The sequence below is a fragment of the Ectothiorhodospira sp. PHS-1 genome (assembly GCF_000225005.1).
Taxonomy (GTDB): Bacteria; Pseudomonadota; Gammaproteobacteria; order Ectothiorhodospirales; family Ectothiorhodospiraceae; genus Ectothiorhodospira.
In genome coordinates, this window is sequence record NZ_AGBG01000015.1 from 30,854 (window position 1) to 56,829 (window position 25,976).

21 protein-coding genes and 1 pseudogene are annotated in these 25,976 nt (G+C 64.3%); 13 read left to right on the forward strand and 9 right to left on the reverse strand.

Annotated elements, in window-relative coordinates:
• Positions 1–23: 23 nt before the first annotated feature.
• From ECTPHS_RS07980 to bchF, 5 genes and pseudogenes are all read right to left on the reverse strand, one after another.
• Positions 24–1,460, reverse strand: a complete 1,437-nt coding sequence (locus ECTPHS_RS07980) for a BCD family MFS transporter (protein WP_008932214.1) — start codon at positions 1,458–1,460, stop codon at positions 24–26.
• Positions 1,457–2,176 (reverse strand): magnesium protoporphyrin IX methyltransferase, encoded by a 720-nt coding sequence (bchM, locus tag ECTPHS_RS07985; RefSeq protein ID WP_008932215.1) that lies wholly within the window; start codon positions 2,174–2,176, stop codon positions 1,457–1,459. The genes ECTPHS_RS07980 and bchM overlap by 4 nt, the downstream gene beginning before the upstream one ends.
• Positions 2,177–2,308: 132 nt before the next feature.
• Positions 2,309–3,915, reverse strand: a pseudogene (bchB, locus tag ECTPHS_RS07990) (ferredoxin:protochlorophyllide reductase (ATP-dependent) subunit B).
• 4 nt (positions 3,916–3,919) lie between these two features.
• Positions 3,920–5,182: a ferredoxin:protochlorophyllide reductase (ATP-dependent) subunit N gene (locus ECTPHS_RS07995; RefSeq protein ID WP_008932217.1), complete on the reverse strand. Its 1,263-nt coding sequence runs from the start codon at positions 5,180–5,182 to the stop codon at positions 3,920–3,922.
• A complete protein-coding gene (gene bchF / locus ECTPHS_RS08000; RefSeq protein WP_008932218.1) occupies positions 5,179–5,682 on the reverse strand; it encodes a 2-vinyl bacteriochlorophyllide hydratase in 504 nt (167 codons plus the stop codon). Before bchF ends, ECTPHS_RS07995 begins: the two co-directional genes overlap by 4 nt.
• Before the next feature lie 376 nt (positions 5,683–6,058).
• On the opposite strand from bchF, the gene ECTPHS_RS08005 reads away from it, so the two are divergent.
• The 6 genes from ECTPHS_RS08005 (at position 6,059) to fni (ending at position 12,105) form a co-directional block, all read left to right on the forward strand.
• The gene (locus ECTPHS_RS08005) at positions 6,059–6,940 is read left to right on the forward strand and encodes a B12-binding domain-containing protein (protein WP_168044654.1); all 882 of its coding nucleotides are present in this window, start codon (positions 6,059–6,061) and stop codon (positions 6,938–6,940) included.
• 34 nt (positions 6,941–6,974) lie between these two features.
• On the forward strand, positions 6,975–8,408 hold the full coding sequence (gene ppsR / locus ECTPHS_RS08010; protein ID WP_246828343.1) for a transcriptional regulator PpsR: 1,434 nt from the start codon (positions 6,975–6,977) through the stop codon (positions 8,406–8,408).
• A 149-nt stretch (positions 8,409–8,557) separates the two neighbouring features.
• On the forward strand, positions 8,558–9,457 hold the full coding sequence (gene chlG, locus ECTPHS_RS08015; RefSeq protein WP_040405525.1) for a chlorophyll synthase ChlG: 900 nt from the start codon (positions 8,558–8,560) through the stop codon (positions 9,455–9,457).
• 124 nt (positions 9,458–9,581) lie between these two features.
• Complete coding sequence (locus ECTPHS_RS08020; RefSeq protein ID WP_008932222.1) at positions 9,582–10,769, forward strand: geranylgeranyl diphosphate reductase; 1,188 nt, start codon at positions 9,582–9,584, stop codon at positions 10,767–10,769.
• A 10-nt stretch (positions 10,770–10,779) separates the two neighbouring features.
• Entirely contained in the window at positions 10,780–11,043 is a 264-nt protein-coding gene (locus tag ECTPHS_RS08025) for a hypothetical protein (RefSeq protein WP_008932223.1), read from the forward strand.
• Positions 11,044–11,055: 12 nt separating this feature from the next.
• The gene (gene fni, locus ECTPHS_RS08030) at positions 11,056–12,105 is read left to right on the forward strand and encodes a type 2 isopentenyl-diphosphate Delta-isomerase (RefSeq protein ID WP_008932224.1); all 1,050 of its coding nucleotides are present in this window, start codon (positions 11,056–11,058) and stop codon (positions 12,103–12,105) included.
• 19 nt (positions 12,106–12,124) lie between these two features.
• On the opposite strand, the gene ECTPHS_RS08035 is transcribed toward fni, so the two are convergent.
• The 4 genes from ECTPHS_RS08035 to ECTPHS_RS08050 all read right to left on the reverse strand — a co-directional run bounded on the left by ECTPHS_RS08035 (position 12,125) and on the right by ECTPHS_RS08050 (position 16,517).
• Positions 12,125–13,612 carry a dienelactone hydrolase family protein gene (locus ECTPHS_RS08035; protein ID WP_008932225.1) on the reverse strand — a complete coding sequence of 496 codons (1,488 nt, stop codon included), beginning with the start codon at positions 13,610–13,612 and terminating at the stop codon, positions 12,125–12,127.
• The gene (locus tag ECTPHS_RS08040; protein ID WP_008932226.1) at positions 13,609–14,304 is read right to left on the reverse strand and encodes an HAD-IA family hydrolase; all 696 of its coding nucleotides are present in this window, start codon (positions 14,302–14,304) and stop codon (positions 13,609–13,611) included. The genes ECTPHS_RS08035 and ECTPHS_RS08040 overlap by 4 nt, the downstream gene beginning before the upstream one ends.
• A 40-nt stretch (positions 14,305–14,344) precedes the next feature.
• Positions 14,345–15,058: a bifunctional 2-polyprenyl-6-hydroxyphenol methylase/3-demethylubiquinol 3-O-methyltransferase UbiG gene (gene ubiG / locus ECTPHS_RS08045; RefSeq protein WP_008932227.1), complete on the reverse strand. Its 714-nt coding sequence runs from the start codon at positions 15,056–15,058 to the stop codon at positions 14,345–14,347.
• A gap of 121 nt (positions 15,059–15,179) precedes the next feature.
• A complete protein-coding gene (locus ECTPHS_RS08050; RefSeq protein WP_040405527.1) occupies positions 15,180–16,517 on the reverse strand; it encodes a TRZ/ATZ family hydrolase in 1,338 nt (445 codons plus the stop codon).
• Positions 16,518–16,619: 102 nt separating this feature from the next.
• Between ECTPHS_RS08050 and mtnA the strand changes: the two genes are divergently transcribed.
• The 7 genes from mtnA (at position 16,620) to ECTPHS_RS08085 (ending at position 25,947) form a co-directional block, all read left to right on the forward strand.
• A complete protein-coding gene (gene mtnA, locus ECTPHS_RS08055) occupies positions 16,620–17,675 on the forward strand; it encodes an S-methyl-5-thioribose-1-phosphate isomerase (protein WP_008932229.1) in 1,056 nt (351 codons plus the stop codon).
• 152 nt (positions 17,676–17,827) lie between these two features.
• A complete protein-coding gene (gene gyrA, locus ECTPHS_RS08060; RefSeq protein WP_008932230.1) occupies positions 17,828–20,404 on the forward strand; it encodes a DNA gyrase subunit A in 2,577 nt (858 codons plus the stop codon).
• Between the two features lie 120 nt (positions 20,405–20,524).
• Positions 20,525–21,607 carry a 3-phosphoserine/phosphohydroxythreonine transaminase gene (gene serC, locus ECTPHS_RS08065; protein ID WP_008932231.1) on the forward strand — a complete coding sequence of 361 codons (1,083 nt, stop codon included), beginning with the start codon at positions 20,525–20,527 and terminating at the stop codon, positions 21,605–21,607.
• Position 21,608: 1 nt separating this feature from the next.
• Entirely contained in the window at positions 21,609–22,772 is a 1,164-nt protein-coding gene (locus tag ECTPHS_RS08070) for a phosphoglycerate dehydrogenase (RefSeq protein WP_008932232.1), read from the forward strand.
• Positions 22,773–22,801: 29 nt separating this feature from the next.
• On the forward strand, positions 22,802–23,893 hold the full coding sequence (gene pheA / locus ECTPHS_RS08075; RefSeq protein ID WP_008932233.1) for a prephenate dehydratase: 1,092 nt from the start codon (positions 22,802–22,804) through the stop codon (positions 23,891–23,893).
• Positions 23,894–23,968: 75 nt separating this feature from the next.
• Complete coding sequence (gene hisC, locus ECTPHS_RS08080) at positions 23,969–25,093, forward strand: histidinol-phosphate transaminase (RefSeq protein WP_008932234.1); 1,125 nt, start codon at positions 23,969–23,971, stop codon at positions 25,091–25,093.
• The gene (locus ECTPHS_RS08085) at positions 25,090–25,947 is read left to right on the forward strand and encodes a prephenate dehydrogenase/arogenate dehydrogenase family protein (protein ID WP_008932235.1); all 858 of its coding nucleotides are present in this window, start codon (positions 25,090–25,092) and stop codon (positions 25,945–25,947) included. Before hisC ends, ECTPHS_RS08085 begins: the two co-directional genes overlap by 4 nt.
• Positions 25,948–25,976: the final 29 nt, after the last annotated feature.

Below are 25,976 nucleotides of genomic sequence, written 5' to 3' on the forward strand. Positions count from 1 at the left end.
ATTTCCTCCAGGTTTCGAGTGGCCTAGCCGGGGAAGTCGGCCATGCCGAACCTCGATGAAGATTGCTCTCGGGAAACGCTCTTGCTGCGCACGAGCGGTCCGATCGCGACGAGTGTGGCTAACAACAACACTATTTCAATATGGTAGACCACCGCATAGCCAATTTCCGGACCGGTCAGGGACGGACCCAGCAGTTCCCTGCTGGTCATGGCATTGACGATGTCGCGAATCACACCCCCCAGGATGATCCCAAGACCCAGGGCGGTTGCCTGAACGGCGCCCCAGGCACCCAGTGCGATGCCGCTTTGTCCACCATTCTCCCGGCTCATGGCCGCAATCAATGTGCCCACGGCGAAAAAGCCTGTACCGAAACCGATGCATGTGGCACCGATACGGAACAGCAACGCCGAATCCATGGGTGCTGCAAGGATCACCGCCGTGAACGCACCAATGCCGATCAGTGCGCCCAGGGCCGAGAGCCGATAGGGGTTCCCGCCACGGTTCAACCACCAGGCCGCCAAGGCCAGGGAGGCCAGAGTACCGCCCGCAAGCAAGGCCGTCAGTGTCGTTGTGGCACTGACGGACAACCCCAGAATTTCTCCGCCGTAAGGCTCCAATAATATGTCCTGCATCTGGAAACCGGCCGTTCCCAGCCCCACCACCACGAGAAAGCGCGCCGCATGGCTCTGACTCATGTAATTGCGCCAGGCTTCCTTGAAAGGTTGCCGCGGTGCGTTCTTCGAGGTGCGTGCAGGGTTACGTGCCTCTTGTTTCCATAATGCCAGACAATTTACAAGGAAAGTCACGACAGCCGCGCCTTGTATGACCTGGATCAGTTTCATTTCGCTGAAATCGATCAGCAGGACGCCCAGGGTGAGGGCGCTGACCAGCATGCCCACCAGGAGCATGGTGTAGAGCAGGGCAACCACCCGTGGCCGCTTGTCTTCCGGGGCCAGATCGGTGGCCAGGGCCAGTCCCGCGGTCTGGGTGGTATGCAGGCCTGCACCGGTCAGGAAAAAGGCCAGCGCGGCCGCCGCGGGACCCGCCCATTCCGGTCCCATCTCGCCGCCGGTGGACATGAGCAGCAGGGCAAAGGGCATGAAGGCCAGACCGCCGAACTGCATCAGCGTGCCGATCCAGATGTAGGGCACGCGACGCCAGCCCAGGGCGGAACGATGGGTGTCGGAACGGTGTCCGATGAGGACGCGGAAGGGCGCGAACAGGACAGGCAGGGCGACCATCAGGGCCACCAGGGCCGCCGACAGGCCCAGCTCCACGATCATGACGCGATTGAGGGTGCCCGTCAGTAGGACGATGGCCATGCCCACGGAGAGCTGGAACAGGGACAGGCGCAACAGCCGCCCCAGGGGCAGATCCCGGGTAGCGGCATCGGCGAAGGGCAGAAAGCGCGGTCCTACCTGGGACAGCGCTCTGGCGATCTGTCGGCTGACGGCCTTCACGTCACATCATTCCTGCCTGTGCTCAATTCCAGTGCCTGGGAGGTGTAGAACCCCTTGGAAATGCGATGAGTCCGCATGGGTTTCCAGCCATCGAGGGCGGGTTCGGCGGCAATCAGTCGCAGCAGTGTCTTTTCGCCCACCGGTTCGATGGCGGGGGAGCGGTCGCTCTTGGGGAATACCTTGCCCACCGTGTGCATGATGGCCAGGGCCGGGGTGCGCGGGGCAAAGGTGAACAACAGTCCTGCATGGGTGCGGGAAGCCAGCACCGAGAGGGCCTGCACGATGTCCTGTGACTGGTAGTGGATCAGGGAGTCCATGGCCACCACGTAGTCGAATTCACCCAGGGTCGGGTCCAGGTAGTCGCCCACATGGAATTTGATCTCGCCGGTACCCAGATCCTCGGATTCGGCCCGTTCGCGGGCCATATCCACCAGGTTCTGGGACAGGTCGATGGCGATCACGTGGGCCCCGCGACGGGCGGCTTCCACCGAGAGCATGCCCGTGCCGCATCCGGCATCCAGCACCCACTTGCCCGTGAGATCCTGCGGCAGCCAGTCCAGCAAGGTGTTGCGCATCTGTTCCCGACCGGCACGCACCGTGGCGCGAATATGGCCCAGGGGCGTATCGGAAGTCAGCTTTTTCCAGGCATCGACGGCGGTCCGGTCGAAGTAGGTTTCCAACTGACCGCGTCGCTTCTGATAAGAGGGAGAAGGCATCAGGAAAATCCGTGTGAGTCAAAATGGGGCGACATGGACCCTGATTATAGTTGGCCGCGAGGAAGTCCTCATCCCCGCGGGCCGTCCATTCTGATCAGGGCAGGACATGCATGGGGCCGCGGCCGGCATGTGTCACCGACCGAAGTGTGCCTTGGCATCGTACAGGGTGTCGATTTCGATACGACTGATCCCCGTTCCTTGGCAAAGCGCTCGGTATTGCGTCGTGCCTTGCCGCGGACGAAGAACGGGATCTTGCGCAGTTCCTTTTCCGCGTCCGGAGACCAGACGGGTTCGCCGTCCGTCGGCGTCGCCTCCGGCTCCAGCTCTACCGTGGCGGCAGCGGGGCTTGTGGCCGCCTGGGCGGCCCCCACGGGGCGGGTTTCCGCCGGCGCGCTGGCGCCTAGATGTGAAGGGCCTGCCTCGGCGTGGAACTCGAAGTCTTCCCGGAACATGCCCAGCAGGTGTTCTTCCAGGCCCATCATCAGGGGGTGTACCCAGGTATCGAACAGGACGTTGGCGCCGCCAAAGCCCATCTGGGGGGCGTAACGGGCAGGGAAGTCCTGCACATGGACCGGCGCGGAGATGACGGCGCAGGCCACACCCAGACGCTTGGCGATATGCCGCTCCATCTGGGTGCCCAGCACCAGTTCCGGATGCAGTTCCGCCACCTGGGCTTCCACTTCCAGATAATCGTCGGTGATCAGGGGTTCGATGCCGTACTGCTTGGCAGCCTCGCGCACCTCCCGGGCGAATTCCCGGCTGTAGGTGCCCAGCCCCACCACGGTAAAGCCGAATTCCTCGGTGGCGACCCGGGCCGCCGCGACGGCATGGGTGGCATCACCGAAGATGAACACCCGCTTGCCGGTAAGGTAGTTGGAGTCCACCGACCGCGAATACCAGGGCAGACGAGAATCGCCGTCCTCCAGGGCGGGCGCCGGGTCGACACCGGCCAGGGCGGCCACTTCGGCGATGAATTCCCGGGTGGCGCCGACCCCGATGGGCACCACCTTGGTGAAGGGTTGCTTGAACATCCGCTCCAGCCACTTGGCGGCGGTGGCGGCGATCTCGGGATACAGAACCACGTTGAAATCGGCCTCGCCCAGGCGGGCGATGTCCATCGGCGTGGCGCCCATGGGGGCGGTCACGTGGACGTCGATGCCGAGGCTGTTCAGCAATCGGGTGATTTCCTGAATGTCATCCCGATGACGGAACCCCAGGGCCGTGGGGCCGAGGATATTGCAGCGTGGCCGTTGTCCTTCGGGGCGGGAAGGGCGCTCTGTGCCCGGTGCCGGGGCATGGGGGCCGGCCAGACCGCGAACGACCTGGTAGAAGGTTTCCGACGCGCCCCAGTTTTCCTTGCGCTGATAGGACGACAGTTCCAGGGGAATGGCGGGAACCGGCAGACCCAAGCCCTTGGCCAGACCGCCCGGGTCGTCCTGAATCAGCTCCGCGGTGCAGGAGGAACTGACCAGCATCGCCTGGGGTTTGAAGCGCTCGCAGGCCTCCCGGGCGGCTTCCATGAACAGTTCAGCCGTGTCCTGACCCAGGTCACGCCCCTTGAAGGTGGTGTAAGTCACCGGCGGACGCTTGTTGCGCCGCTCGATCATGGTGAACAGCAGATCCGCATAGGTGTCACCCTGCGGTGCGTGAATCACGTAGTGGAGGCCTTCCATCCCGGTGGCCACGCGCATGGCGCCCACATGGGGTGGGCCTTCATAAGTCCAGACCGTCAGTTGCACGACATCAGACTCTCAGTTTGGCCTTCCGCAGCAGCGGACGGGCGAAAAGTTCAGCAAGATCAGCCGCCTGGTCATAGCCCTGAATGGGAGTGAAGACCAGTTCGATGGACCATTTGGTGGTGATCCCCTCGGCTTCCAGCGGATTGGCCAGTCCCAGTCCGCAGACCACGACGTCGGGCCGGGCGGCGCGGCAGCGGTCAAGTTGCTTGTCCAGGTGCTGGCCTTCGCTCAGGGTGGTGCCTTCCGGCAGCAGTGCCAGTTCCTCCGCCAGATGCTGGCGGTGCAGATGGGGAGTGCCGATCTCCAGCAGTTCCATGCCGGCTTCCCGGTGCAGGAAGCGGGCCAGCGGAATCTCCAGCTGGGAATCGGGCAGCATGAACAGGCGCTTGCCTGCCAGTTGTTCGCGCATACGGACCATGCCGCGCCGGGCGCGCTCGATACCCGGGGCGGTGACCCGGTCGAACAGGTCGCCGGCGACGCCGAAGGTATCCGCTACCGCCTTGAGCCAGCGGGTGGTGCCTTCCTCGCCCAGGGGGAAAGGTGCAGCAATGCGGGTGGCGCCCCGCTTTTCCAGGCAGCGGGCGGTGTCCGCCAGGAAGGGCTGGGCCAGGATGTAGCGGGTGTTGGGGCCAACGGCCGGCATCTCGCGGGAATTGCGTGCCGGCAGGAACTGTACCCGGGTGATGCCCATGTCATTGAACAGGCGCATGAACTGATCTTCCACCACGTCCGCCAGGGTGCCCACGACCAGCAGGTCGGGCGCGCTGTCGGCGGGGGCCTGGGGCAGTTCCGGGACCAGCGCCGCCAGGCAGGTGTCCTCTCCCTGGGTGAAGGAAGTTTCCAGACCACTGCCTGAATAGCTCAGAACCCGCACCTGGGGCTGGTGCTGCTGGGACAGCCGGGAGGCGGCCCTCTCCAGGTCCAGCTTGATGACCTCGGAGGGACAGGAGCCCACCAGGAACAGCATGCGGATATCGGGGCGGCGTTCCAGCAGGCGGGCCACCACCCGATCCAGTTCCTCATTGGCATCGGCCAGGCCGGCCAGATCCCGTTCCTCGATGATGGCGGTGCCGAACCGGGGTTCGGCGAAGATCATGACGCCGGCCGCCGACTGCATGAGGTGCGCGCAGGTCCGGGAACCGACGATAAGGAAGAACGCATCCTGGATCTTGCGGTGCAGCCAGATGATGCCGGTGAGGCCGCAGAACATGGAGTTCTGTCCCCGCTCGCGAATGACGGGGATGTCCGTCAGCTTGTCACCACTCATTTGGCCGACCCTTCGGTCAAGGCATTGTCTTGCAGGCGTGCGGCGCGCAGCTTGATGAGAAATTGGGCGGCGTTGATCACGTAGACGGCATAGGCCACCAATGCCAGATACAGTTGTTGTTCCGTGCTCAGGAAGTTCCAGAACAGGGACACCATGTAGACGGTGTGCAATGCGATCACCAGCATGCTCACCATGTCCTCCCAGAAGAAGGCCTTGGCGAACAGGTAATGACCGAAAACGACCTTCTCCCAGATGGCGCCGGTGACCATGATGGTATAGAGGATGAGTGTCTTGAGGACGATGGAGGCATGGGCTAGCCAGAGTCCTTCGCCTGTCATCAGATACCGCACAACCAGCCAGGTACTGACGATGAAGACAAAGAACTGCAATGGCGCCAGGATACCCTGAACCACCGTCCACGGCGTCTCGTCGCGACGCCGGCGTTCCTCGGGAGTATAGAGTGGACGGGGCTTGCGCTCACCGGCTCCAGCATGCTGCATTGCGCCTTTCTCCAGACAGCTCAACGTGGTGGCGTGAGTTTGTACAAGGCCCCCTGGTTTGTCAATCAAAGTGGACGTAAGCATTGGTTGACAATCCTTTGTCGGCCAACCATGATTTTTGTGGGTAAAAAAGCGTCTTCGTCCTGCTAGACTGCCTGTTTCGAATGCCCGGAGAATGGCTGTGCTTGCCAGGCATTGACAGACTGTCGCCGCCATGGTGGCTTTCCGACGTCCTTGGGAGGGGTTGATGGTGACTGCGAGACGACCGGCTAGTCGCGACGAGCGGGTACCGAGCCGAAGTCCTGGTGGGGAAATGGTGGACGTGCACATGCTCGGCCGCCCCTCCCCCGATGTAGATGGAGAAGGGCGATCCCGCGTGGCGGAAGGTGATATCGCGGGTACGCAGCCGGACCGGGATACCGAGCGCTTGAGAAGCGAGCTTTCCAGGGTCATCGAGGGCGAGATCATCCCTCGCTTGATGCTGGCGCACCGCACTCGTACCAATGGTGATGGCCGTCGGCCGACGAGATGGAAAGGGGGGCGTTCCGTCACGATCGGCCCAGACACCGCGCCCATCAATGGGCAGTCGGTGGAAGAGTTTGCCCGCCTGGTCATGGAGCATGATGCCGCTGCTGCCTCGTCCTATGTGGACATGCTGCGTGCGCGGGGTGCCACTCTGGAGATGATCTTCGTGCAGTTGCTGGCCCCCACGGCAAAGCGCCTGGGAGAATTGTGGGAGATCGATCAGGCCGATTTTACCGAGGTGACCGTGGGGCTTTGCCGGCTTCAGCATGTATTGCGGGAGCTGGGGGGCATTTTCGAGGGAGAACTCGGTCATGGGTTGCCCAGTCAGAAGAGGGTGCTGATGGCCCCGGTACCCGGGGAGCACCACACCTTTGGCCTTCTGATGGTCTCTGAATTCTTTCGCCGCGCGGGTTGGGAAGTGACCTGTGACCCGGCGATCAGCACCGCAGAGCTGAATCATCTGGTGCATCGGGAATGGTTCGATGTAGTGGCCCTGTCCGTCAGTTGTGAACCGTTGCTGGACCGGGTTGCCGGCACGATCAAGGGGGTTCGCCGCGCATCCCGCAATCCTGCGGTCGGAATACTCATGGGTGGGCGCCTGTTTACGGAAAACCCTCACCTGGTGTCCGTGGTGGGAGGAGACGTGATGGCGGCGGATGGCAATGAAGCGGTTCGGCGGGCCGAGGAAATGCTGGTCCGGCGGGTGGGTTGCGTGAGTCAACAGATTGACTGATGTGGTCCGGACACAGAGTTTGATATCGATAAGCGTGGAGCGAGTGAAGCAGTTCAAGGCCCCAAAGCAGTCGCTCGGGGAACTGAGGCCCGACCAGGTGGCGTCCCTGATCGCCGCGGCGGCGGATGTTTCCCTTGTCCTGGATGACGCAGGCGTCATCCAGGATCTCGCCTTTGGCAGCGATGAACTGTCCATGGAGGGGTATGGTCAGTGGTTGGGCAAGCCTTGGGTCGATACCGTCACCCTGGATAGCCGCAACAAGATCGAGGCCCTGTTGCGGGATGCCGGCGCCGATGGCAATACGCGCTGGCGTCAGGTGAATCATCCCTCGGGCCGGGGTGTGGATGTGCCGGTCATGTATTCCGCGGTCAGGGTGGGGGAGGATGGTCGCGTGGTCGCCATGGGCAGGGATTTGCGCGGTATCGCCACCTTGCAGCGTCGTCTGGTGGAATCCCAGCAGATGATGGAGCGTGAATATTCACGCCTGCGGCATGCCGAGACCCGTTATCGCCTGTTGTTCCAGGTGGCTTCCGAGGCCGTGCTCATCATGGATGCCGCCACCCATAAGGTGGTGGAGGCCAATCCATCCGCCGGTGAACTGCTGGGGGATAGCGTGGGCAGGATGGTCGGCAAGGTGTTTCCGGAAGGTTTCGATCTGGAAAATACCCAGTCCATTCAGGACATGCTGGCCACGGTGCGTGCTACCGGGCATGCGGAAGAGGTCAGTGTGCGTTCCCTTGGGCGCGAGCGTGAGTTCATCGTCGCCGCTTCCCTGTTCCGTCAGGACAACGCCTCCCATTTTCTGGTCCGGCTACGTTGCCCGGTGCTGGATGCCCTGTCATCGGTGGGCCCGCAGATGCACTCCCGGGTACTGGCCATGGTGGAACGGGCCCCCGACGGCTTCGTGGTCACCGATCTTAGCGGTCGCATCCTGACCGCCAATCCGGCCTTTCTGGAACTGGCGCAGATGCCGACTGAAGATCAGGTTCGTGGCCAGTCACTGGGGCGTTGGCTGGGTCGACCCGGCGTCGACCTCAACGTCCTCATCGGTAATCTGCGTGAACACGGTTCTCTACGCCTTTTCAGCACAGCCATGCGCGGTGAATACGGCTCGTCCGCGGAGGTGGAGATTTCCGCCGTGGCGGTGCTTGACGCCGACAGCCCTTGCTTGAGTTTTACCATTCGCAGCGTGGGACCGCGGCTGTCCCGCGATAGTGGGATCGCCCGGGATGGTCCACGCTCGGTCGAACAGCTCACGGAACTGGTTGGACGGGTGCCGCTCAAGGATCTGGTGCGGGAAAGTACCGACATGATCGAGCGCCTTTGCATCGAGGCCGCACTGGAACTGACCAATGACAACCGGGCTTCCGCCGCCGAGATGCTGGGCCTGAGCCGACAGAGCTTCTACGTGAAACTCAGGCGCTACGGCCTGGGTGACCTGGCCCCGGAAAACGAAGACAAGCTATGACCGGTAGAGCTTGCGAACATGATTCACCCTTGATTTTCATGCCCCCGATGGCCGTGTGATGGTGGTGTCCATCACTCATTACTTATGGCGCCCGTGGGCAGTGTAAATGAAGCTTGACGATCCTGTTAGCCGCGTATAATTTACCCGCCATGTCGATTCCAGCACCCCGTGCAGTCCTTGAACTGCTCAAGCCCGTCACCTGGTTCCCGCCCATGTGGGCCTTTGCCTGTGGCGTCGTCTCATCCGGTGTCGCCCTGCAGGAGCGATGGTGGCTCATCATCGTCGGCGTGGTTCTGGCGGGTCCGCTGATCTGCGGCACCAGTCAGGCGGTCAATGACTGGTTTGACCGCCATGTGGACAAGATCAACGAACCCCATCGCCCCATTCCCTCGGGGCGGATTCCCGGCCGCTGGGGGCTTTACATCGCCATCATCTGGACCATCTTGTCCTTGCTGGTTGCTACCTTGCTGGGCGTTTGGGGCTTTCTGGCGGCGCTCTTCGGCATGATCCTGGCCTGGGCCTACAGTGCTCCACCCACCCGCCTCAAGCGCAACGGCTGGTACGGCAATTCCGCCGTGGCCATCTGTTATGAAGGGGTGCCCTGGTTCACCGGTGCCGTGGTGATGACCGTGGGCACGGCGGCCGCCGGCTTCCCCGACTGGCGTATCGTGGTGGTGGCCCTGCTGTACAGCGTCGGCGCCCACGGCATCATGACCCTCAACGATTTCAAGTCCGTGGAAGGGGATACCCGCATGGGGCTGGGTTCCCTGCCGGTACAACTGGGCGTGGAACGTGCTGCCCGCCTGGCCTGCTGGGTCATGGCCCTGCCGCAGGTGGTGGTGATCGCGCTGCTGTTCTCCTGGGGTGCCCTGTGGCATGCATTGGCCATCGCCGTGCTGCTGGCGGTTCAGGGTGGGCTGATGCTGCGCTTGCTCAAGCAACCCAAGGAACTGGCGCCCTGGTATAACGCCACCGGCGTCACCCTTTACGTGAGCGGTATGATGATCACGGCTTTCGCCCTGGGCAGCATGAATCTGATGGCGTCGTGATCAGCACCTTGCCAGGGTAGTTTTCGGGGGGGAGTCGAGGCGACGGTTTCGCCGGACTCCCCTTTTTTGTGACTTTTTTCCGTGGTGTGGTACCGAGCCGCGGAGCCGGACAAAGGTGAATCAAATGGCTGAAATGGAAACCTATGATGTGGTCGTGATCGGCGGCGGTCCCGCTGGGGCGACAGCTGCCACCGATCTGGCCAAGGCCGGACGCAAGGTCCTGTTGCTGGATCGGGAAGGGCGCATCAAGCCTTGCGGCGGCGCCATCCCCCCCATCCTCATGACCGAGTTCGACGTGCCGGAAGAGGTGCTGGTAGCCAAGATTCGCTGCGCCCGCATGTTCTCTCCCTCCGACCGCAAGGTGGACATGCCCATCGACGGCGGTTACGTGGGCATGGTGGACCGCAAGACCTTTGACCCCTGGCTGCGTGACCGGGCCGAGCAGGCCGGTGCCGAGCGCCGCGTGGGCACCTATGAGAAGATCGACCGTGACGCCGACGGCACCGCCGTGGTGCGTTACAAAAATGCCGACGACGAAGTGGTGGGCGTCCGTGCGCGGGCCGTGATCGGCGCCGACGGCGCCCGTTCTTCCGTGGCCCGCCAGGAAGTCCCCGGTGCCGACAAGATTCCCCATGTGGCCGCTTATCACGAGATCATCAGCCGCCCCACCAACCCGGAGGCGGAATATGATCCCGAGCGCTGCGACGTCTATTATCGCGGTTCCCTGTCTCCCGATTTCTATGCCTGGGTGTTCCCCCACGGCGACACCGTCAGTGTGGGGGTCGGTTCCGCCCATCGCGGCTTCTCCCTGAAGGGTGCGGTGGATGAGTTGAGAAAGGCCGCCGGCATGGAAGACTGTGAGGTTCTGCGCCGTGAGGGTGCTCCCATCCCCCTGTACCCGATGAAGTGCTGGGACAACGGCCGTGACGTCCTGCTGGCCGGGGATGCCGCCGGTGTGGTGGCGCCCGCCTCCGGCGAGGGCATCTACTATGCCATGCTGGGCGGGCGTCTGGCGGCGGAGGCCGTGCACAGCTTCCTCACCTCCGGCAAGCCGGCGGACCTGAAACTGGCCCGCAAGCGCTTCATGAAACTGCACGGCCAGGTTTTCTGGGTGCTGGGCATCATGCAGCGCTTCTGGTACATCAACGACAAGCGCCGGGAGCGATTCGTGGCCATCTGCCGCGACAAGGACGTCCAGGACCTGACCTGGCAGTCCTACATGTACAAGAAGCTGGTACGGACCCGTCCCCTGGCCCAGATCCGCATCTTCTTCAAGGACATGGGACACTTGCTGGGTTTGTCCAAGGTCTGAGGAGCGAGCCGTGGCCCAGTGGTTTGCCTCCGGTCTGGTCGTCGATCTGATCATCCTGGCCATGGTCCTGGAGGCGGCCCTGCTGGGCCTTTGGCACCGTCGTACCGGGCGGGGGATTGCCTTTGTCCGGCTCTGGCCATTCCTTCTGGCCGGCGTATCCCTCATGCTGGCCCTGCGGGCGTCGCTGACCGGCGCGGAGTGGTACTGGATCTCCTTCTGGCTGCTGGGAGGGTTGGTTGCCCATGTGGCGGATCTGTGGCAACGCATGCGCTGAACCGTGGATGCCATGACCTTCGATACTGCTTCCCTGCGCGACCCCCGTTCCAAGGGGCGTCATATCAAGGCGTGTCTTACCCAGCAGGTGCTTTACCAAAAGAGCACCGGCCTGGAACGCTTTGATTTCGTCAGTCAGGCCCTGCCTGAAATCGCCCTATCACAGATCGATCTTTCCGTGAGTCTGGCGGGGCGTGCCCTGTCCGCGCCGCTGATGATCGCCCCCATGACCGGTGGGGACCGGCGAGCGCTGGTGATCAATCATCGTTTGGCCCGGGCGGCGCAGCGCTGGGGCCTGGCCATGGGTGTGGGGAGCCAGCGGGTGGGCATCGAGGACGGCAGTCGGGCGCGTTATTTCGAGCTGCGCAGTCAGGCGCCTACCGCCCTGCTGTTTGCCAACCTGGGGGCGGCCCAGCTGGTGAAGGGATGGGGCAGGGATGAGGCCCTACGGGCGGTGGAAATGATCCGTGCCGACGCCCTGTTCATCCATCTCAACCCCATCCAGGAAGCCGTTCAAGGTGGAGATCTGGATTTTCGCGGTGTCGCGGACCGTTTGAGCCGACTCTGTGAAGCACTCGAGGCCGAGGGTGTGCCGGTATTTGCCCGGGAAGTAGGTTTTGGCATCAGTAAGCAGGCCGCCCGGCAGTTGCTGGCCTGTGGCGTGTCCGGTATCGATTGCGCCGGTGCCGGCGGGACGTCCTGGGCACGGGTGGAGTCAGTCTGCGCGGATTCCGAGCGGGAGCGTCTGATGGGGGAGCGTTTCGGTGAATGGGGGATTCCCACCAGTGACAGCATCCTCAATGTGCGGCGGGTTTCCCGTAGCCTGCCCCTGATTGCCTGCGGCGGCCTGACCAACGGCATCGAGTTGGCCAAGGCCTTGGCCCTGGGGGCGGATGTGGGGGGCATGGCCAGGAGCTTGCTGATAAAGGCCTGTCAGGGAGAGGACGCCCTGAACCGTTTCATTGCCGACACCCTGGACGAACTGCGGATCTGCATGTTCGGTACGGGCGCAGCCACCGTGGCGGCGCTACGGGGCACTCTGACGCCCACGGCGCCCGTTTGAAAAGACCGCGCCGGGCGGCTCAAATCAGCGGAAACATCATGGTCAGTGTCCAGCCCAGGAAGGCGGCCATGGCCAGCCCCCCGGCCCAGGGCCGTTGCGCCGGCAGGCTCACCAGCAGGGGCAGGGCCAGCATGACCGGCAGCAGGGGCAGGATGATGAGCAGGAACATCATGCCGTCCACCACGGCGGCGGCAATGCCGACGGTGACCATGGTCATCAGGGTGATGCCCAGGCCAAGGCCGAAGCCCCGGATGCCCTCCCGTCCCAGCAGGGCGGTAGACAGGGCCACGGCCCAGGGCAGGATCAGCAAAGTCAGCACCGGCAGATAGGGCAGGCGGTGCAGCGGGGGCCACCAGGCCAGCCAGACCTTGGCGCCGAGTACACCGAAGGCCAGCATCAGCACACCGAACATGACCGTTCCCCAGCCCAGGTCCGCCCATTCCGGGCGGGGCGGCCGGGTGCCCAGAGCCAGCCAGAGCAGGCCGGCCAGGGCCAGCCAGAGGGCGAACTGGGGACTCACCAGGATGCCCCCCAGTCCATCCAGATAGATCACCTCGCCGATACCGATCAGGGCCAGGGTGGCTCCAATACCGCTCAGGGCGGCGCGCAGCAGGGGGCGGCGGGTGTGATCCAGCCAGTCCGGATGCATGCCGAGCAGGGAAGGGGATTCCCTGTGCGCGAACAGGGGGACCAAGGCACGCCACAGGATCAGGACTGCCAGCAGGTGCAGTAGCCACCAGGCCAGGGTGGGATTGGGCGAAACGTCCGGGATCGAAAGATCCCAGGCGCGGGCAAACCAGGCCAGGGAGGCGGCATGGGCCTCGTGGCGGAACAGGATGCCGATGTGTTCGGCATGGGGAATGACGGTGAGGGCGCGCGCGGTGCCCTGCAGGGGATCTCCCCCCTCGCCACCGGCCTGTTCCAGCAGGGTTTTCGCCGCTGCCAGGAAGGGGCCTTCCCAGGCGCCGGCCATGAGCATCAGGTTGCGGGGGCTGTCCGGGCCGACCTCGCTCTGGCCGGGGGAGATGGCCACCACGGCGCTGACATCGTCCAGGCGCAGCCTGCCGGCGTCGATAGCGGCCCCGGCTCCCAGGGAATGCCCCAGCAGCCCCAGGCGCTGGTGGTCTACCTCGGGACGACTCAGCAGCAGATCCAGGGCGGTCTGCACGTCTCGCTGAAACTGTTCTGGATCATTCCACCAGTCCAGGGGGGCCTGATTGCGACCGTGACCACTCAGGTCCGGCAGGGCCACCACCACGCCGGCGCGGGCCAGGGTCAGCGCCCAATGGCGCATCAGTCGTTCGGAACCGGCAAAGCCGTGAGCGATGACCACGCCCGGGGCCGGTTCGCTCACGGCGGGCAGCAGCAGGGTGACGGGGACGCCGTCCCGAGTGAGGGACAGACTCTGCACGCCCCGTTCGGCGGCCAGCACCATCCACCAGGCCAGGGCCATGAGCAGCACCGCGATCAGGGCGGCGCCCAGGCGCAGGGGCAGATATCTGTTCATTGTGAGGCGATCCCCACCCGGGACTCGGCGGGGAGCCAGGGAAGGATCTGTTCCGGGTGATCGATGGCGGCATCCGCGCCCCAGGTGGCGGCCGCCTGGGCGTCGTCGATATAACCGTAGAGGGCGACCAGGGTATGGGTCCCGGCGGCGCGCCCGGCCTGGATGTCCCGCTCGGCATCACCCACGTACAGACATTCGGCCGGTTGGCAGGCCGCCTGTTCACAGGCCAGCAGCATGGGCATGGGATGGGGCTTGCGCTGGGGCGTGGTGTCGCCACTGATGACGGTGACGGCCCGTTGGTGCAGATCCATGGCGCGCACCAGTGGATCGGTGAGCCAGGCCGGCTTGTTGGTGACGATGCCCCAGTTCAGTCCCTGGTTCTCGATGGTCTGGAGCAGGGTCTCCATGCCCGGAAACAGGCGTGTTTCCAGACACAGATAATGTTCTGCGTAAAGATTCAGGAAACGCAGCCTGAGGGTTTCGAAGCGATCGCCCTCGGCGTCGGGAAAGGCCAGTCTGACCAGGGCCGCGCCGCCGTTGGAGACCTGGTTACGTACGGTTTCGAAGGGCAGTGCCGGCACGCCCTGTTCCCGTTGCAGGGCAACCAGGGCGGCATGCATGTCCGGGGCGGTGTCCGCCAGGGTGCCGTCCAGGTCGAACAGCACGGTTCGCAAGGGCTCGCGGCTGGGCATGGACTGGTTTCCCCGGCTGAGTCTGAGTGGCTGCTTCGGCTTACGCCTCGCGGATGGCGTGGGCCAGATAGTTGACATCGACACCGGGACCCAGGCGATAGGTGCCGGAGAGGAACTGGTAGTGCATGCCCATCAGTTCCTTCAGGGTCAGATTGGCCTCGCGCATCCATTGCTCCATCTCCGATGGGCGGACGAAGCGGGCATACTCATGGGTGCCCTTGGGCAGCATGCGCATGAGATATTCCGCACCCACGATGGCCATGGCGAAGGCCTGGGGCGTGCGGTTGAGGGTGGCGAAGAAGACATGGCCGCCGGGCTTCACCAGGCGGGCGCAGGCATGGATGACGGAACCCGGGTCGGGGACATGCTCCAGCATTTCCATGCAGGTGACCACATCGAAGGCGCCGGGCATGGCTTCCGCCAGCACCTCGGCGGAAGTCTGCCGGTAATCCACTTCCAGGCCGGACTCCAGCAGGTGCATGCGGGCCACGCCCAGACCGTCCTCGCTCATGTCGATGCCGGTGACCTGAGCGCCACGCTGGGCCATGGCTTCGGAGAGCAGGCCGCCGCCGCAGCCCACGTCCAGGACCTTGAGGCCCTTGAGTCCGCCGCAGCCTTCATCGATGTAGTCCAGGCGCAGGGGGTTGATTTCGTGCAGGGGGCGGCATTCACCGCTGGGGTCCCACCAGCGGTGGGCCATGTCACCAAACTTGGCGATCTCGGCGGGGTCGACGTTGTGATGGGTCTCGGACATGGGGATCGGTCTGCTGGAATGATGGGGCATTGTACTCACCGGGGCGACATTTTATCCACCTGGAGCCGGAAGCCTCCAGGTGTCCATCCCGGTGGGAGCGGGTCTGCCCGCGAACAGTGGCTCATCCGGAGCCGGTCTGATGATCCGCCCGGGCGATCTTCTCCTGCCAGATCCCGATGCGCCGGTGCAGATCGGCCTCGTCAATGGTGGTGAGCTGCCGGTCCCGCAGCAGCGGGCGGCCGTCCACCCAGACATCACTGACCTGGTGGCGGCCGCAGGCATAGATCAGATGGGATACCGGGTCATAGACCGGACGGCATTCCAGGTCATCCATGAAGACTGCGGTGATGTCCGCGCGCTTGCCGGGGACCAGGGAACCGATCTCATCAGCCAGGCCGAGGGCGCGGGCGCCGTTGAGGGTGGCCATGCGCAGGGCGGTATGGGCGGGCAGGGCCGCCGCGTTGCCGCTGACTCCCTTGGCCAGCAGGGCGGCGGTGCGCATCTCGCCGAACATGTCCAGATCGTTGTTGCTGGCGGTGCCGTCGGTACCCAGGGCCACGTTGACGCCCGCCTCCAGCAGGGCCTGAACCGGGCAGAAACCGGAGGCCAGTTTGAGGTTGGATTCGGGGCAGTGGACCACGTGGGTGCCGGCCTGGGCCAGGTGGGTGATCTCCGCCGGCTGCAGCTGGGTCATGTGAATGGCCATGAGATTGGTGCCGCTCAGGCCCAGTCCCGCCAGCCGCTCCAGGGGGCGGACACCGAAGCGAGCGGTCGCCTCGTTGACCTCGTGGGCGGTTTCATGGACGTGCATGTGAATGGGCAGGTCCAGTTCATCGGCCAGGGTGACCAGCCGCTTCAGGGGCTCGTCGGACACCGTGTAGGGGGCATGGGGGGCAAAGCAGAAGGAGAGCAGGGCGTTGCCCTTGTGGCGATCGTAGATTTCCAGTCCCTTGGCGATGTATTCGTCGCCGTTGGCGGCCCAGCTGCTGGGAAAATCGATGACGATGAGGCCGATGGCCGCTCGCAGGCCCACTTGTGAGGCCACCAGGGCGGTGGTTTCCGGGAAGAAGTACATGTCATTGAAACAAGTGGTGCCGCCGCGCAGCATTTCGGCGGCGGCCAGCAGGCTGCCGTCGTGGACGAAATCCTCGCCGACGAAGCGGCCTTCGGCGGGCCAGATATGGTTCTGCAGCCAGTCCATCAGGGGCAGGTCGTCGGCCAGCCCCCGCAGCAGGGTCATCGGCGAGTGGGTGTGGGCATTGATCAGGCCCGGGATGAGGGCGTGCTGGTCCAGGCGGCGGTGGGTATCGGCCTGGTAGCGCCGTTCCGCCTCGGGGGTTGGCAGCAGATCGAGGATGCGGCCCTCGTGGATGACCAGGGTGTGATGGTCCAGGACCTGATTGTCCGGTTCCACCGGGATGATCCAGCGGGCGGAGATCATTTTTTCGACGTTTTTCATGGCGGAAAAGATAACTTCACCCCGTGACGGCGGGCAAGCGGTACATCGGTCTTGATCCAGCGCACTGGCGGCGGAATCATGGCGGACATACAATCCTGCCCCATGAACACACACGCCCATGACTCCATTCGTGCCGTGCAGTGGACCGGCACCCACCTGCGCCTGCTGGATCAGCGGCGCCTTCCCCACGAATCCGTCTACCTGGACATGGATACGGCCCCGGAGGCGGCCGTGGCCATTCGCGACATGGTGGTGCGCGGCGCCCCGGCCATCGGGGTGACGGCCGCCTATGCGGTGGTCCTGTCCGCCCGTCAGGCCTGGTCCCGTGATCCGTCCCACTGGCGGGACGCCATGCAGGCGGACCTGGACACCCTGGCGGCCTCTCGTCCCACCGCCGTGAACCTGTTCTGGGCCCTGGCCCATATGCGTCGGCTCATGGATCGCCTGCCCGACGGTGTCGACCCCACCGGCGAACTGCTGCTTGAGGCCGAGCGCATCCATCACGACGACATCGAAGGCAACCGCCGCATGGGCGAACTGGGCGCCGCCCTGATCGACCCCGGCAGGGCCGTGCTGACTCACTGCAATACCGGCTCGCTGGCCACCGGCGGCTACGGCACCGCCCTGGGCGTCATCCGCAGTGCCTATGCCAAGGGCCTGATTCCCCATGTCTTTGCCGATGAAACCCGACCCTGGTTGCAGGGGGCGCGCCTGACCGCCTGGGAACTGGTGCAGGACGGCATTCCGGTCAGCCTGCTGTGCGAGGGCGCGGCCGCCAGCCTGATGCGGGAAGACCGGGTGAGTTGGGTGATCGTGGGCGCGGACCGCATTGCCGCCAATGGCGATGCCGCCAACAAGATCGGCACCTATGGTCTGGCCGTGCTGGCCCGCCATCATGGGGTGCGTTTCATGGTGGTGGCCCCCACCACCACTATCGACATGGAGGCGGCCGACGGCAGCGCCATTCCGATCGAGCAGCGCGGGGCCGAGGAAGTGCTGGAACTGGCCGGAAAGCGGGTGGCCGCCGATGGGGCAGGGGCCTGGAACCCGGCCTTTGACGTCACCCCGGCCGGACTGATCGACGCCATCGTCACCGAGCGGGGCGTGGTGGAACAGCCGGATCGGGAAAAAATGCTGGCCCTGATGTCGGGACGCTGAACCGGCCTTGCGGTTGCCGGACCCTGTCCGGCAGCCGCTGCCGAAACCCTGCGTCAGACGGGTCGGTGGCCCCCTGGCCGTTCCGACGTTGTGGTATGATTGCCCGCTTGTTCTGATCCCTTTTTCCGCCCATCATCACGCCCTGAGACTGAATGGCCGAATTCGCCAAAGAAATCCTCCCCGTCAATCTCGAAGACGAGATGCGCCAGTCCTATCTGGACTATGCGATGAGTGTCATCATCGGGCGCGCCCTGCCCGACGTGCGGGACGGACTCAAGCCGGTACACCGCCGCGTCCTCTTCGCCATGCGCGAACTGGGTAATGACTGGAACAAACCCTACAAGAAATCCGCCCGCGTGGTCGGTGACGTGATCGGTAAGTATCACCCTCATGGTGATTCCGCCGTCTACGACACCATCGTGCGCATGGCCCAGCCCTTTTCCATGCGCTATATGCTGGTGGACGGGCAGGGCAACTTCGGTTCCGTGGACGGCGACGCCCCTGCGGCGATGCGATATACCGAAGTCCGCATGGCCAAGATCGCCCATGAAATGCTGTCGGACATCGACAAGGAAACCGTCGATTTCGTCGACAACTACGACGGCTCCGAGTCCGAACCCTCCGTCTTCCCCGCCCAGTTGCCCAACCTGCTGATCAACGGCTCGGCCGGCATCGCGGTGGGCATGGCCACCAACATTCCGCCCCATAACCTTACCGAGGTGGTGAATGCCTGCATTGCCCTGATCGATGATCCGGAGTTGGGCATCGACGGGCTGATGGAGCATCTGCCGGGGCCGGATTTCCCCACCGCCGGCACCATCAACGGCGATCGCGGCATCCACGAGGCCTACCGCACCGGCCGTGGCCGCATTTATGTGCGCGCCCGCACCGAGATCGAGACCGACGAGCGGACCGGGCGTCAGTCCATCATCGTCACCGAGCTGCCCTACCAGGTGAACAAGGCCCGGTTGCTGGAGCGCATTGCCGAACTGGTCAAGGAGAAGAAGCTTGAGGGCATCAGCGAGCTGCGGGACGAGTCTGACAAGGACGGCATGCGCATGGTGGTGGAACTCAAGCGCGGCGAAGTCCCCGAGGTGATCATCAACAATCTCTACCAGCACACCCAGATGCAGAACGTGTTCGGCATCAACATGGTGGCGCTGGTGGATGGTCAGCCCCGTCTGCTGGACCTCAAGCAGATCCTGGAGGCCTTCCTGCGTCATCGCCGGGAAGTGGTGACCCGGCGGACCATCTATGAGCTGCGCAAGGCCCGTGAGCGGGCCCATGTACTGGAAGGCCTGGCGGTGGCGCTGGCCAATATCGACGAAGTCATCGCGCTGATCAAGGCCTCCGGCAGCCCGGCCGAGGCCAAGCAAGGACTGCTGGCCCGGGCCTGGAATCCGGGCGTGGTGACCGGCATGCTGGAGCGCGCCGGGGCCCTGGCTTCCCGCCCTGAGGACCTGGCACCGGAACTCGGCCTGAAGGAGGACGGTTATCATCTCTCCGAGGCCCAGGCCCAGGCCATCCTGGACCTGCGTCTGCATCGTCTGACCGGTCTGGAGCAGGACAAGATCGTCGCCGAATATCGGGAACTGCTGGAGCGCATCCATTATCTGCTGGAGATCCTCGGCAGCCCGGACCGATTGATGACGGTGATTCGCGAGGAACTGGAGGCGATCCGGGAACAGTATGGCGATGAACGCCGGACCGAAATCCTGAGTACCCAGCTCGACCTGACCCTGGAGGACCTGATCACCGAGGAAGATGTGGTGGTCACCCTGTCCCATGCCGGTTATGCCAAGTATCAGCCCCTGAGCACCTACCGTGCCCAGCGCCGTGGCGGCCGGGGCAAGACCGCCACCACTTTCCGCGACGAGGACTTCGTGGATCGTCTGGTGGTCGCCAACACCCACGACACCATCCTGTGCTTCTCCAGTCGCGGCAAGGCCTACTGGCTCAAGGTCTATGAGCTTCCCCTGGGCAGCCGTACCGCCAGGGGCCGTCCCATGGTCAACCTGTTGCCCCTGGAAGAGGGGGAGCGGATCAACGCCATCCTGCCGGTACGCGAGTACCGCGAGGATGTCTATGTCTTCATGGCCACCAGTGAAGGGGTGGTGAAGAAGACCTCGCTGGTGGATTTCTCCCGACCCCGTTCCAACGGCATCATCGCCGTGGGTCTGCGGGAGGGAGACTGGCTGGTGGATGTGAAGATCACCGACGGCCAAAAGGACGTCATGCTGCTCACGTCCGCCGGCAAGGCCATTCGTTTCAACGAGGATTCCGTCCGTCCCATGGGGCGTACCGCCAGCGGCGTGCGCGGCGTGAAGCTGGGCGAAGGGCAGCAGGTGATTTCCCTGATTATCGTCGATCAGGGCACCATCCTGGTGGCCACCGAGAACGGTTACGGCAAGCGCACCCCACCGGAGGATTTCCCGCTCCATGGTCGTGGTGGTCAGGGAGTCATCGCCATCCAGACCGGCGGCCGCAACGGCAACGTGGTCGGCGCGACCCTGGTAGGCGACGAGGATGAGGTCATGCTCATCACCAACGGCGGCACGCTGGTGCGGACTCCGGTGGCCGATATCTCGGTGCTGGGTCGCAACACCCAGGGCGTGAGGCTGATCCGTCTGGCCGACGACGAGAACCTGGTGGAACTGGCCCGGGTGGAAGGTCTCAATGGGGAAGGTGATGGTGAGGATGAGGCCGCCCCCGAGTACGCCGATGTCTGAGTCTGGTAAAACTCAAAAAACCTGATACGGGGGCGGCTCTTGGCCGCTCCCGTGGTGAGTGTCGCCCCATCCGGGCGCCGGCACCCTGCATTCCGTTGTGATCCAACCCTGGAGCAAACCATGACACGAGTCTACAACTTCAGCGCCGGCCCCGCCGTGCTGCCCGAGCCGGTGCTGGAACGCGCCCGCGAAGAAATGCTCGACTGGAACGGGACCGGTATGTCGGTGATGGAAATGAGTCACCGTGGCAAGGCCTTTGTGTCCATCGCCGCCCAGGCGGAGCAGGATCTGCGGGATCTGTTGCAGATCCCCGCCAACTACAAGGTGCTGTTCCTGCAGGGCGGTGCCACCGGTCAGTTCGCCGCCATCCCCATGAACCTGTTGCGGGGCAAGACCCGGGTGGACTATGTCAATACCGGTGCCTGGTCCAAGAAGGCCATCTCCGAAGCCAGGAAATATGCGGATGTGAACGTGGTGGCCACCGCCGCCGACAGCCACTTCACCACCATCCCGGCCTTTGATAGCTGGCAGCGCGGCAGCGATGCCGCCTACCTGCACTACACCCCCAACGAGACCATCGGCGGGGTGGAATTCCACTGGATCCCCGAATCCGGTGACGTACCCCTGGTGGCGGACATGTCCTCCAACATCCTGTCCGGTCCCCTGGATGTCTCCCGCTTCGGCCTCATCTACGCCGGCGCCCAGAAGAACATCGGTCCCGCCGGCCTCACCCTGGTGATCGTGCGTGACGACCTGCTGGGCGGCGCCATGGCATCCACCCCCAGCATCTTCGACTACCAGGTGCAGGCGGAAGCCGAGTCCATGTCCAACACCCCGCCCACCTATGCCTGGTACCTGGCCGGCCTGGTGTTCCAGTGGCTCAAGGAGATCGGCGGCCTGAAGGTGATGGAGGAGATCAATCGCCGCAAGGCCGAGAAACTCTACAAGGCCATCGACAACTCCGCCTTCTACACCAACCCGGTGGATGTGGTTGCCCGCTCCCGCATGAACGTGCCCTTCACCCTGGCAGATCCCGAACTGGACGGCCTGTTCCTCAAGGAAGCCGAGCAGGCGGGACTGACCACCCTCAAGGGCCACCGCTCCGTGGGTGGCATGCGTGCCAGCATCTACAACGCCATGCCCGAGGCCGGCGTCGATGCCCTGGTGGAATTCATGGTGGACTTCGAACAGCGCAAGGCCTGACATGTACAAGATCCTTACCCTGAACAACATCTCTCCCAGGGGCCTGGACCGGTTCGGCCACGAGCATTACGAAGTGGCCTCCGAAATCAGCCAGCCCGATGCCGTCATGGTGCGTTCGTTCAACATGCATCAGATGGAGATTCCCGCCAGCCTCAAGGCCGTGGGCCGCGCCGGTGCCGGCGTGAACAACATTCCCCTGGATGCCATGACCGAGCGGGGCGTGGCGGTTTTCAATGCACCCGGCGCCAATGCCAACGCGGTGAAGGAACTGGTGCTGGCGGGGATGCTGCTGGCGGCCCGCAACATCTGCCAGGCCTGGGACTACACCCGCCATCTGGAAGGGGATGACGCCACCCTGCACAAGCAGGTGGAAGCCGGCAAGAAACAGTTCAGTGGTTTTGAACTGCCCGGCCGTACCCTGGGCGTGGTGGGTCTGGGGGCCATCGGTGTCCTGGTGGCCAATGCCGCGCGCGCCCTGGGCATGAACGTCATCGGTTTCGATCCGCACATCACCGTGCGTGCCGCCTGGCAGCTGGATGCCGGTGTGCAGCAGGCCCTGAGCGTGGACGATCTGATCGCCCGATGCGACATGGTCACCTTCCATGTCCCCCTGAACGACCATACCCGTCATCTGCTCAACCGGGAGCGGCTTCACTCCATGCGGGACGGTGCCGTGGTGCTGAATTTTGCCCGCGAGGGCATCGTGGACGAGGCCGCCGTGCTCGAGGCCCTGGAAGCAGGCAAGCTGCGCAGTTATGTGTGTGATTTCCCCAGCAACAACCTGATGGGCAAGGCCGGGGTGATCACCCTGCCGCACCTGGGTGCCTCGACCCAGGAAGCGGAGGAGAACTGCGCCGTCATGGTGGCGGATCAGCTGCGCGAGTACCTGGAGCACGGCAATGTGCGCAATTCCGTGAACCTGCCGGAGGTGGTGCTGCCTCGGGCGGGCAAGACCCGTCTGGCGGTCATCAACCGCAATTTGCCGGACATGGTGGGGCAGATCTCCCATGTGCTGGGGCAGAACAGCATCAATATCGTCCACATGGTGAATGAATCCCGCGCCGGAGTTGCCTACAATCTCATCGACGTGGAAGACGAGATCGGTGAAGAAGCGGCCCGCGCCATCGCGGGCATTGACGGCGTGTTGCGGGTCCGCGTCCTGTAACAGGTCCCACGGCTAGAGCAGATCGAGATATGAGTGGTCAGGACGGGGAGACGCTGGACGGCATTCGCCGGCGCATTGATGCGCTGGACGATGAGATCATGCGTCTGATCAGCGAACGGGCCGACTGTGCCCAGGAAGTGGCCCGCATCAAGCGGGCCGCCGATGCCCGGGCGGAATTCTACCGCCCGGAACGGGAGGCCCAGGTATTGCGCCGGATTCAGGCGGCCAATCCCGGCCCCCTGAACAGCGAGGAGATGGCCCGGTTGTTCCGGGAGATCATGTCCGCCTGTCTGGCCCTGGAGCAGCAGTTGTCCATTGCCTTTCTGGGGCCGGAGGGGACCTTCACCCAGGCCGCCGCCCTCAAGCATTTCGGGCATTCGGTCAATACGGTCCCCATGAATGCCATCGACGAGGTATTCCGTGAAGTGGAGTCCGGCAGTGCCCATTACGGGGTGGTGCCGGTGGAGAACTCCACGGAAGGGGTGGTGACCCATACCCTGGACCGCTTCATGCAGTCTCCCCTGAGCATCTGCGGTGAGGTGGAGCTGAGAATTCATCACCACCTGCTGTCCACGGCCGACGCGCTGTCCCGGGTGGAGCGGATCTATTCCCACCAGCAGTCCCTGGCCCAATGCCGGGAGTGGCTGGATGCCCGTCTGCCCCATGCCGAGCGCCTGTCGGTGAGCAGCAATGCCGATGCGGCCCGGCGTGCGTCCCGGGAGCCGGGGGCAGCGGCCATTGCCAGCGAGGCGGCGGCGGAGCTTTACGGCCTCAACGTGCTGGCGGCCAATATCGAGGACTCACCGGACAACACCACCCGCTTCCTGGTGATCGGACCCCGTTCCAGCGGGCCTTCCGGCAACGACAAGACCTCGCTGCTGGTATCGGCCCGCAATCGCCCCGGTTCCCTCCATGGTCTGCTCTCGCCCTTTGCCGATAATGACGTGAGCCTGACCCGGATCGAATCCCGGCCTTCCCACTGCGTGAACTGGGAATATGTGTTCTTCATGGACATCGAGGGTCATGCCCAGGATACCCACGTGGCCAAGGCCCTGGTGGAATTGAAGCAGGAAGCGGAACTGGTCAAGGTGCTGGGCTCCTACCCCAAGGCGGTTCTGTAGGCCCTTGCATCGGAGGTGACCATCCGCGCTCGGGCAGTTTTGTGACGGCTTCCAAGAATCAACCCCGGAGACAACATGAGCTGTGATTACCGTGCCCTGGCCAATGCCGGGGTTCAGAGCCTGATGCCTTACCAGCCCGGGAAGCCGGTGGAGGAACTGGAGCGGGAACTGGGCATCCGCGAGAGCATCAAGCTGGCCTCCAACGAAAACCCCCTGGGCCCCAGTCCCCGTGCCATTCAGTCCCTGGGCGGATTGCTGGAGGGGCTGGCCCTGTATCCCGATGGCGGCGGTTTCGCCCTGCGCCGCCGTCTGGGGGAGGTGCTGGGGGTGGAACCGGCCTGCATCACCCTGGGCAACGGCTCCAACGACGTGCTGGAACTCATTGCCCGGGCCTATCTCTCCCCCGGCCGCAACGCGGTCTTCTCCGCCCATGCCTTTGCCGTCTATCCGCTGGTGGTGCAGGCGGTGGATGCCGAGGCCCGTGTCGCCCCGGCCAATCCCGTGGATCATGCCATGCCCTACGGCCACGACCTGGCCGCCATGGCGGAGCGGGTGGATGCCCATACCCGGGTGATCTTCGTCGCCAACCCCAACAATCCCACAGGCACCTGGCTGGATGGCGCTTCCCTCAAGGCCTTCATCGCCGCTCAGCCCCGGGAGACCCTGGTGGTGGTGGACGAGGCCTATTTCGAATACGTGGAAGAAGCCGAATACCCGGATACCACCCGCTGGCTGGCGGAATTCCCCAACCTGGTGGTGACCCGGACCTTTTCCAAGATCCACGGCCTGGCGGGTCTGCGCATCGGCTACGCGGTGTCCAGTCCGGAGGTGTCGGACATCCTCAATCGGGTGCGTCAGCCTTTCAATACCAACACCCTGGCCCAGGCCGGTGCCCTGGCCGCCCTGGAAGACGACGCCCACGTGCGTGAGTCCGTCAGGGTGAACCGGGAAGGTCTGGCCTTTCTCACCGCCGCCTGCCGCGAGCGGGGTCTGGATTTCATTCCTTCGGTGGGCAACTTCCTGTGCATCGACATGGGCCGGGAAGCCGGGCCGGTGTATCAGGCCCTGCTGCACCAGGGGGTGATCGTGCGTCCCGTGGGCGGCGGTTACGGTCTGCCCCGTCATCTGCGGGTGACGGTGGGGCGTGCCCATGAAAACCGGCGTTTCATCGACGCCCTGGATCAGGTGCTGGGCCGGTGATTCGTCGTCTGACCATTTTCGGTGTCGGCCTCATCGGCGGTTCCCTGGCCCTGGCCCTGCGCCGGGCCGGTACCTGTGAGGAAGTGGTAGGCTGCTCCCGTTCCGAGGACCATCTGCGCCAGGCGGTGGAACTGGGCGTGATCGACCGCTACAGCCTGGACCCCGCAGAGGCAGTGGCCGGTGCCGACATGGTGGTGCTGGCGGTGCCCCTGGGCGCGATGGGCGGCGTCTGCGCCGCCATCCGTGACCATCTGGCACCGGATGCGGCCCTCACCGATGTGGGCAGCGCCAAGGGCAGCGTGGTGGACGCGGTGCGGGAAGGGTTCGGTGAACTGCCCCATGGCTTCGTGCCCGGTCATCCCATTGCCGGGACCGAGCGCAGCGGCGTGGCAGCGGCCTTCCCGACCCTGTTTCAAGGTCGGCGGGTGATTCTTACTCCGCTGGATACCACGGATATCGGCGCCCTGGCCAAGGTACGTACCATGTGGGAGGAGACCGGGGCGGTGGTGGAAAGCATGTCCGTGGCTCATCATGACGAAATCCTGGCCGCCACCAGTCATCTGCCTCACCTGCTGGCCTTCGGCCTGGTGGACAGCCTGGCCCGCATGGGTGAGCGGGACGAGATCTTCCGTTATGCGGCCGGCGGTTTTCGCGACTTTACCCGCATCGCTTCCAGCGATCCGGTGATGTGGCGGGATATCTGCCTGTCCAACCGGGAGGCCATCCTGTCGGTGATGGCTCATTACCAGGAAGATTTGACCATGATCACCGAGGCGGTGTCCCGAGGTGACGGTGAGCGGCTGCTGGAGATCTTTCAGCGCGCCAAGGCGGCCCGGGATCGGTTCTGTGAGTGAATGTTCTTTTTGTGGATGCAGGTGATCAG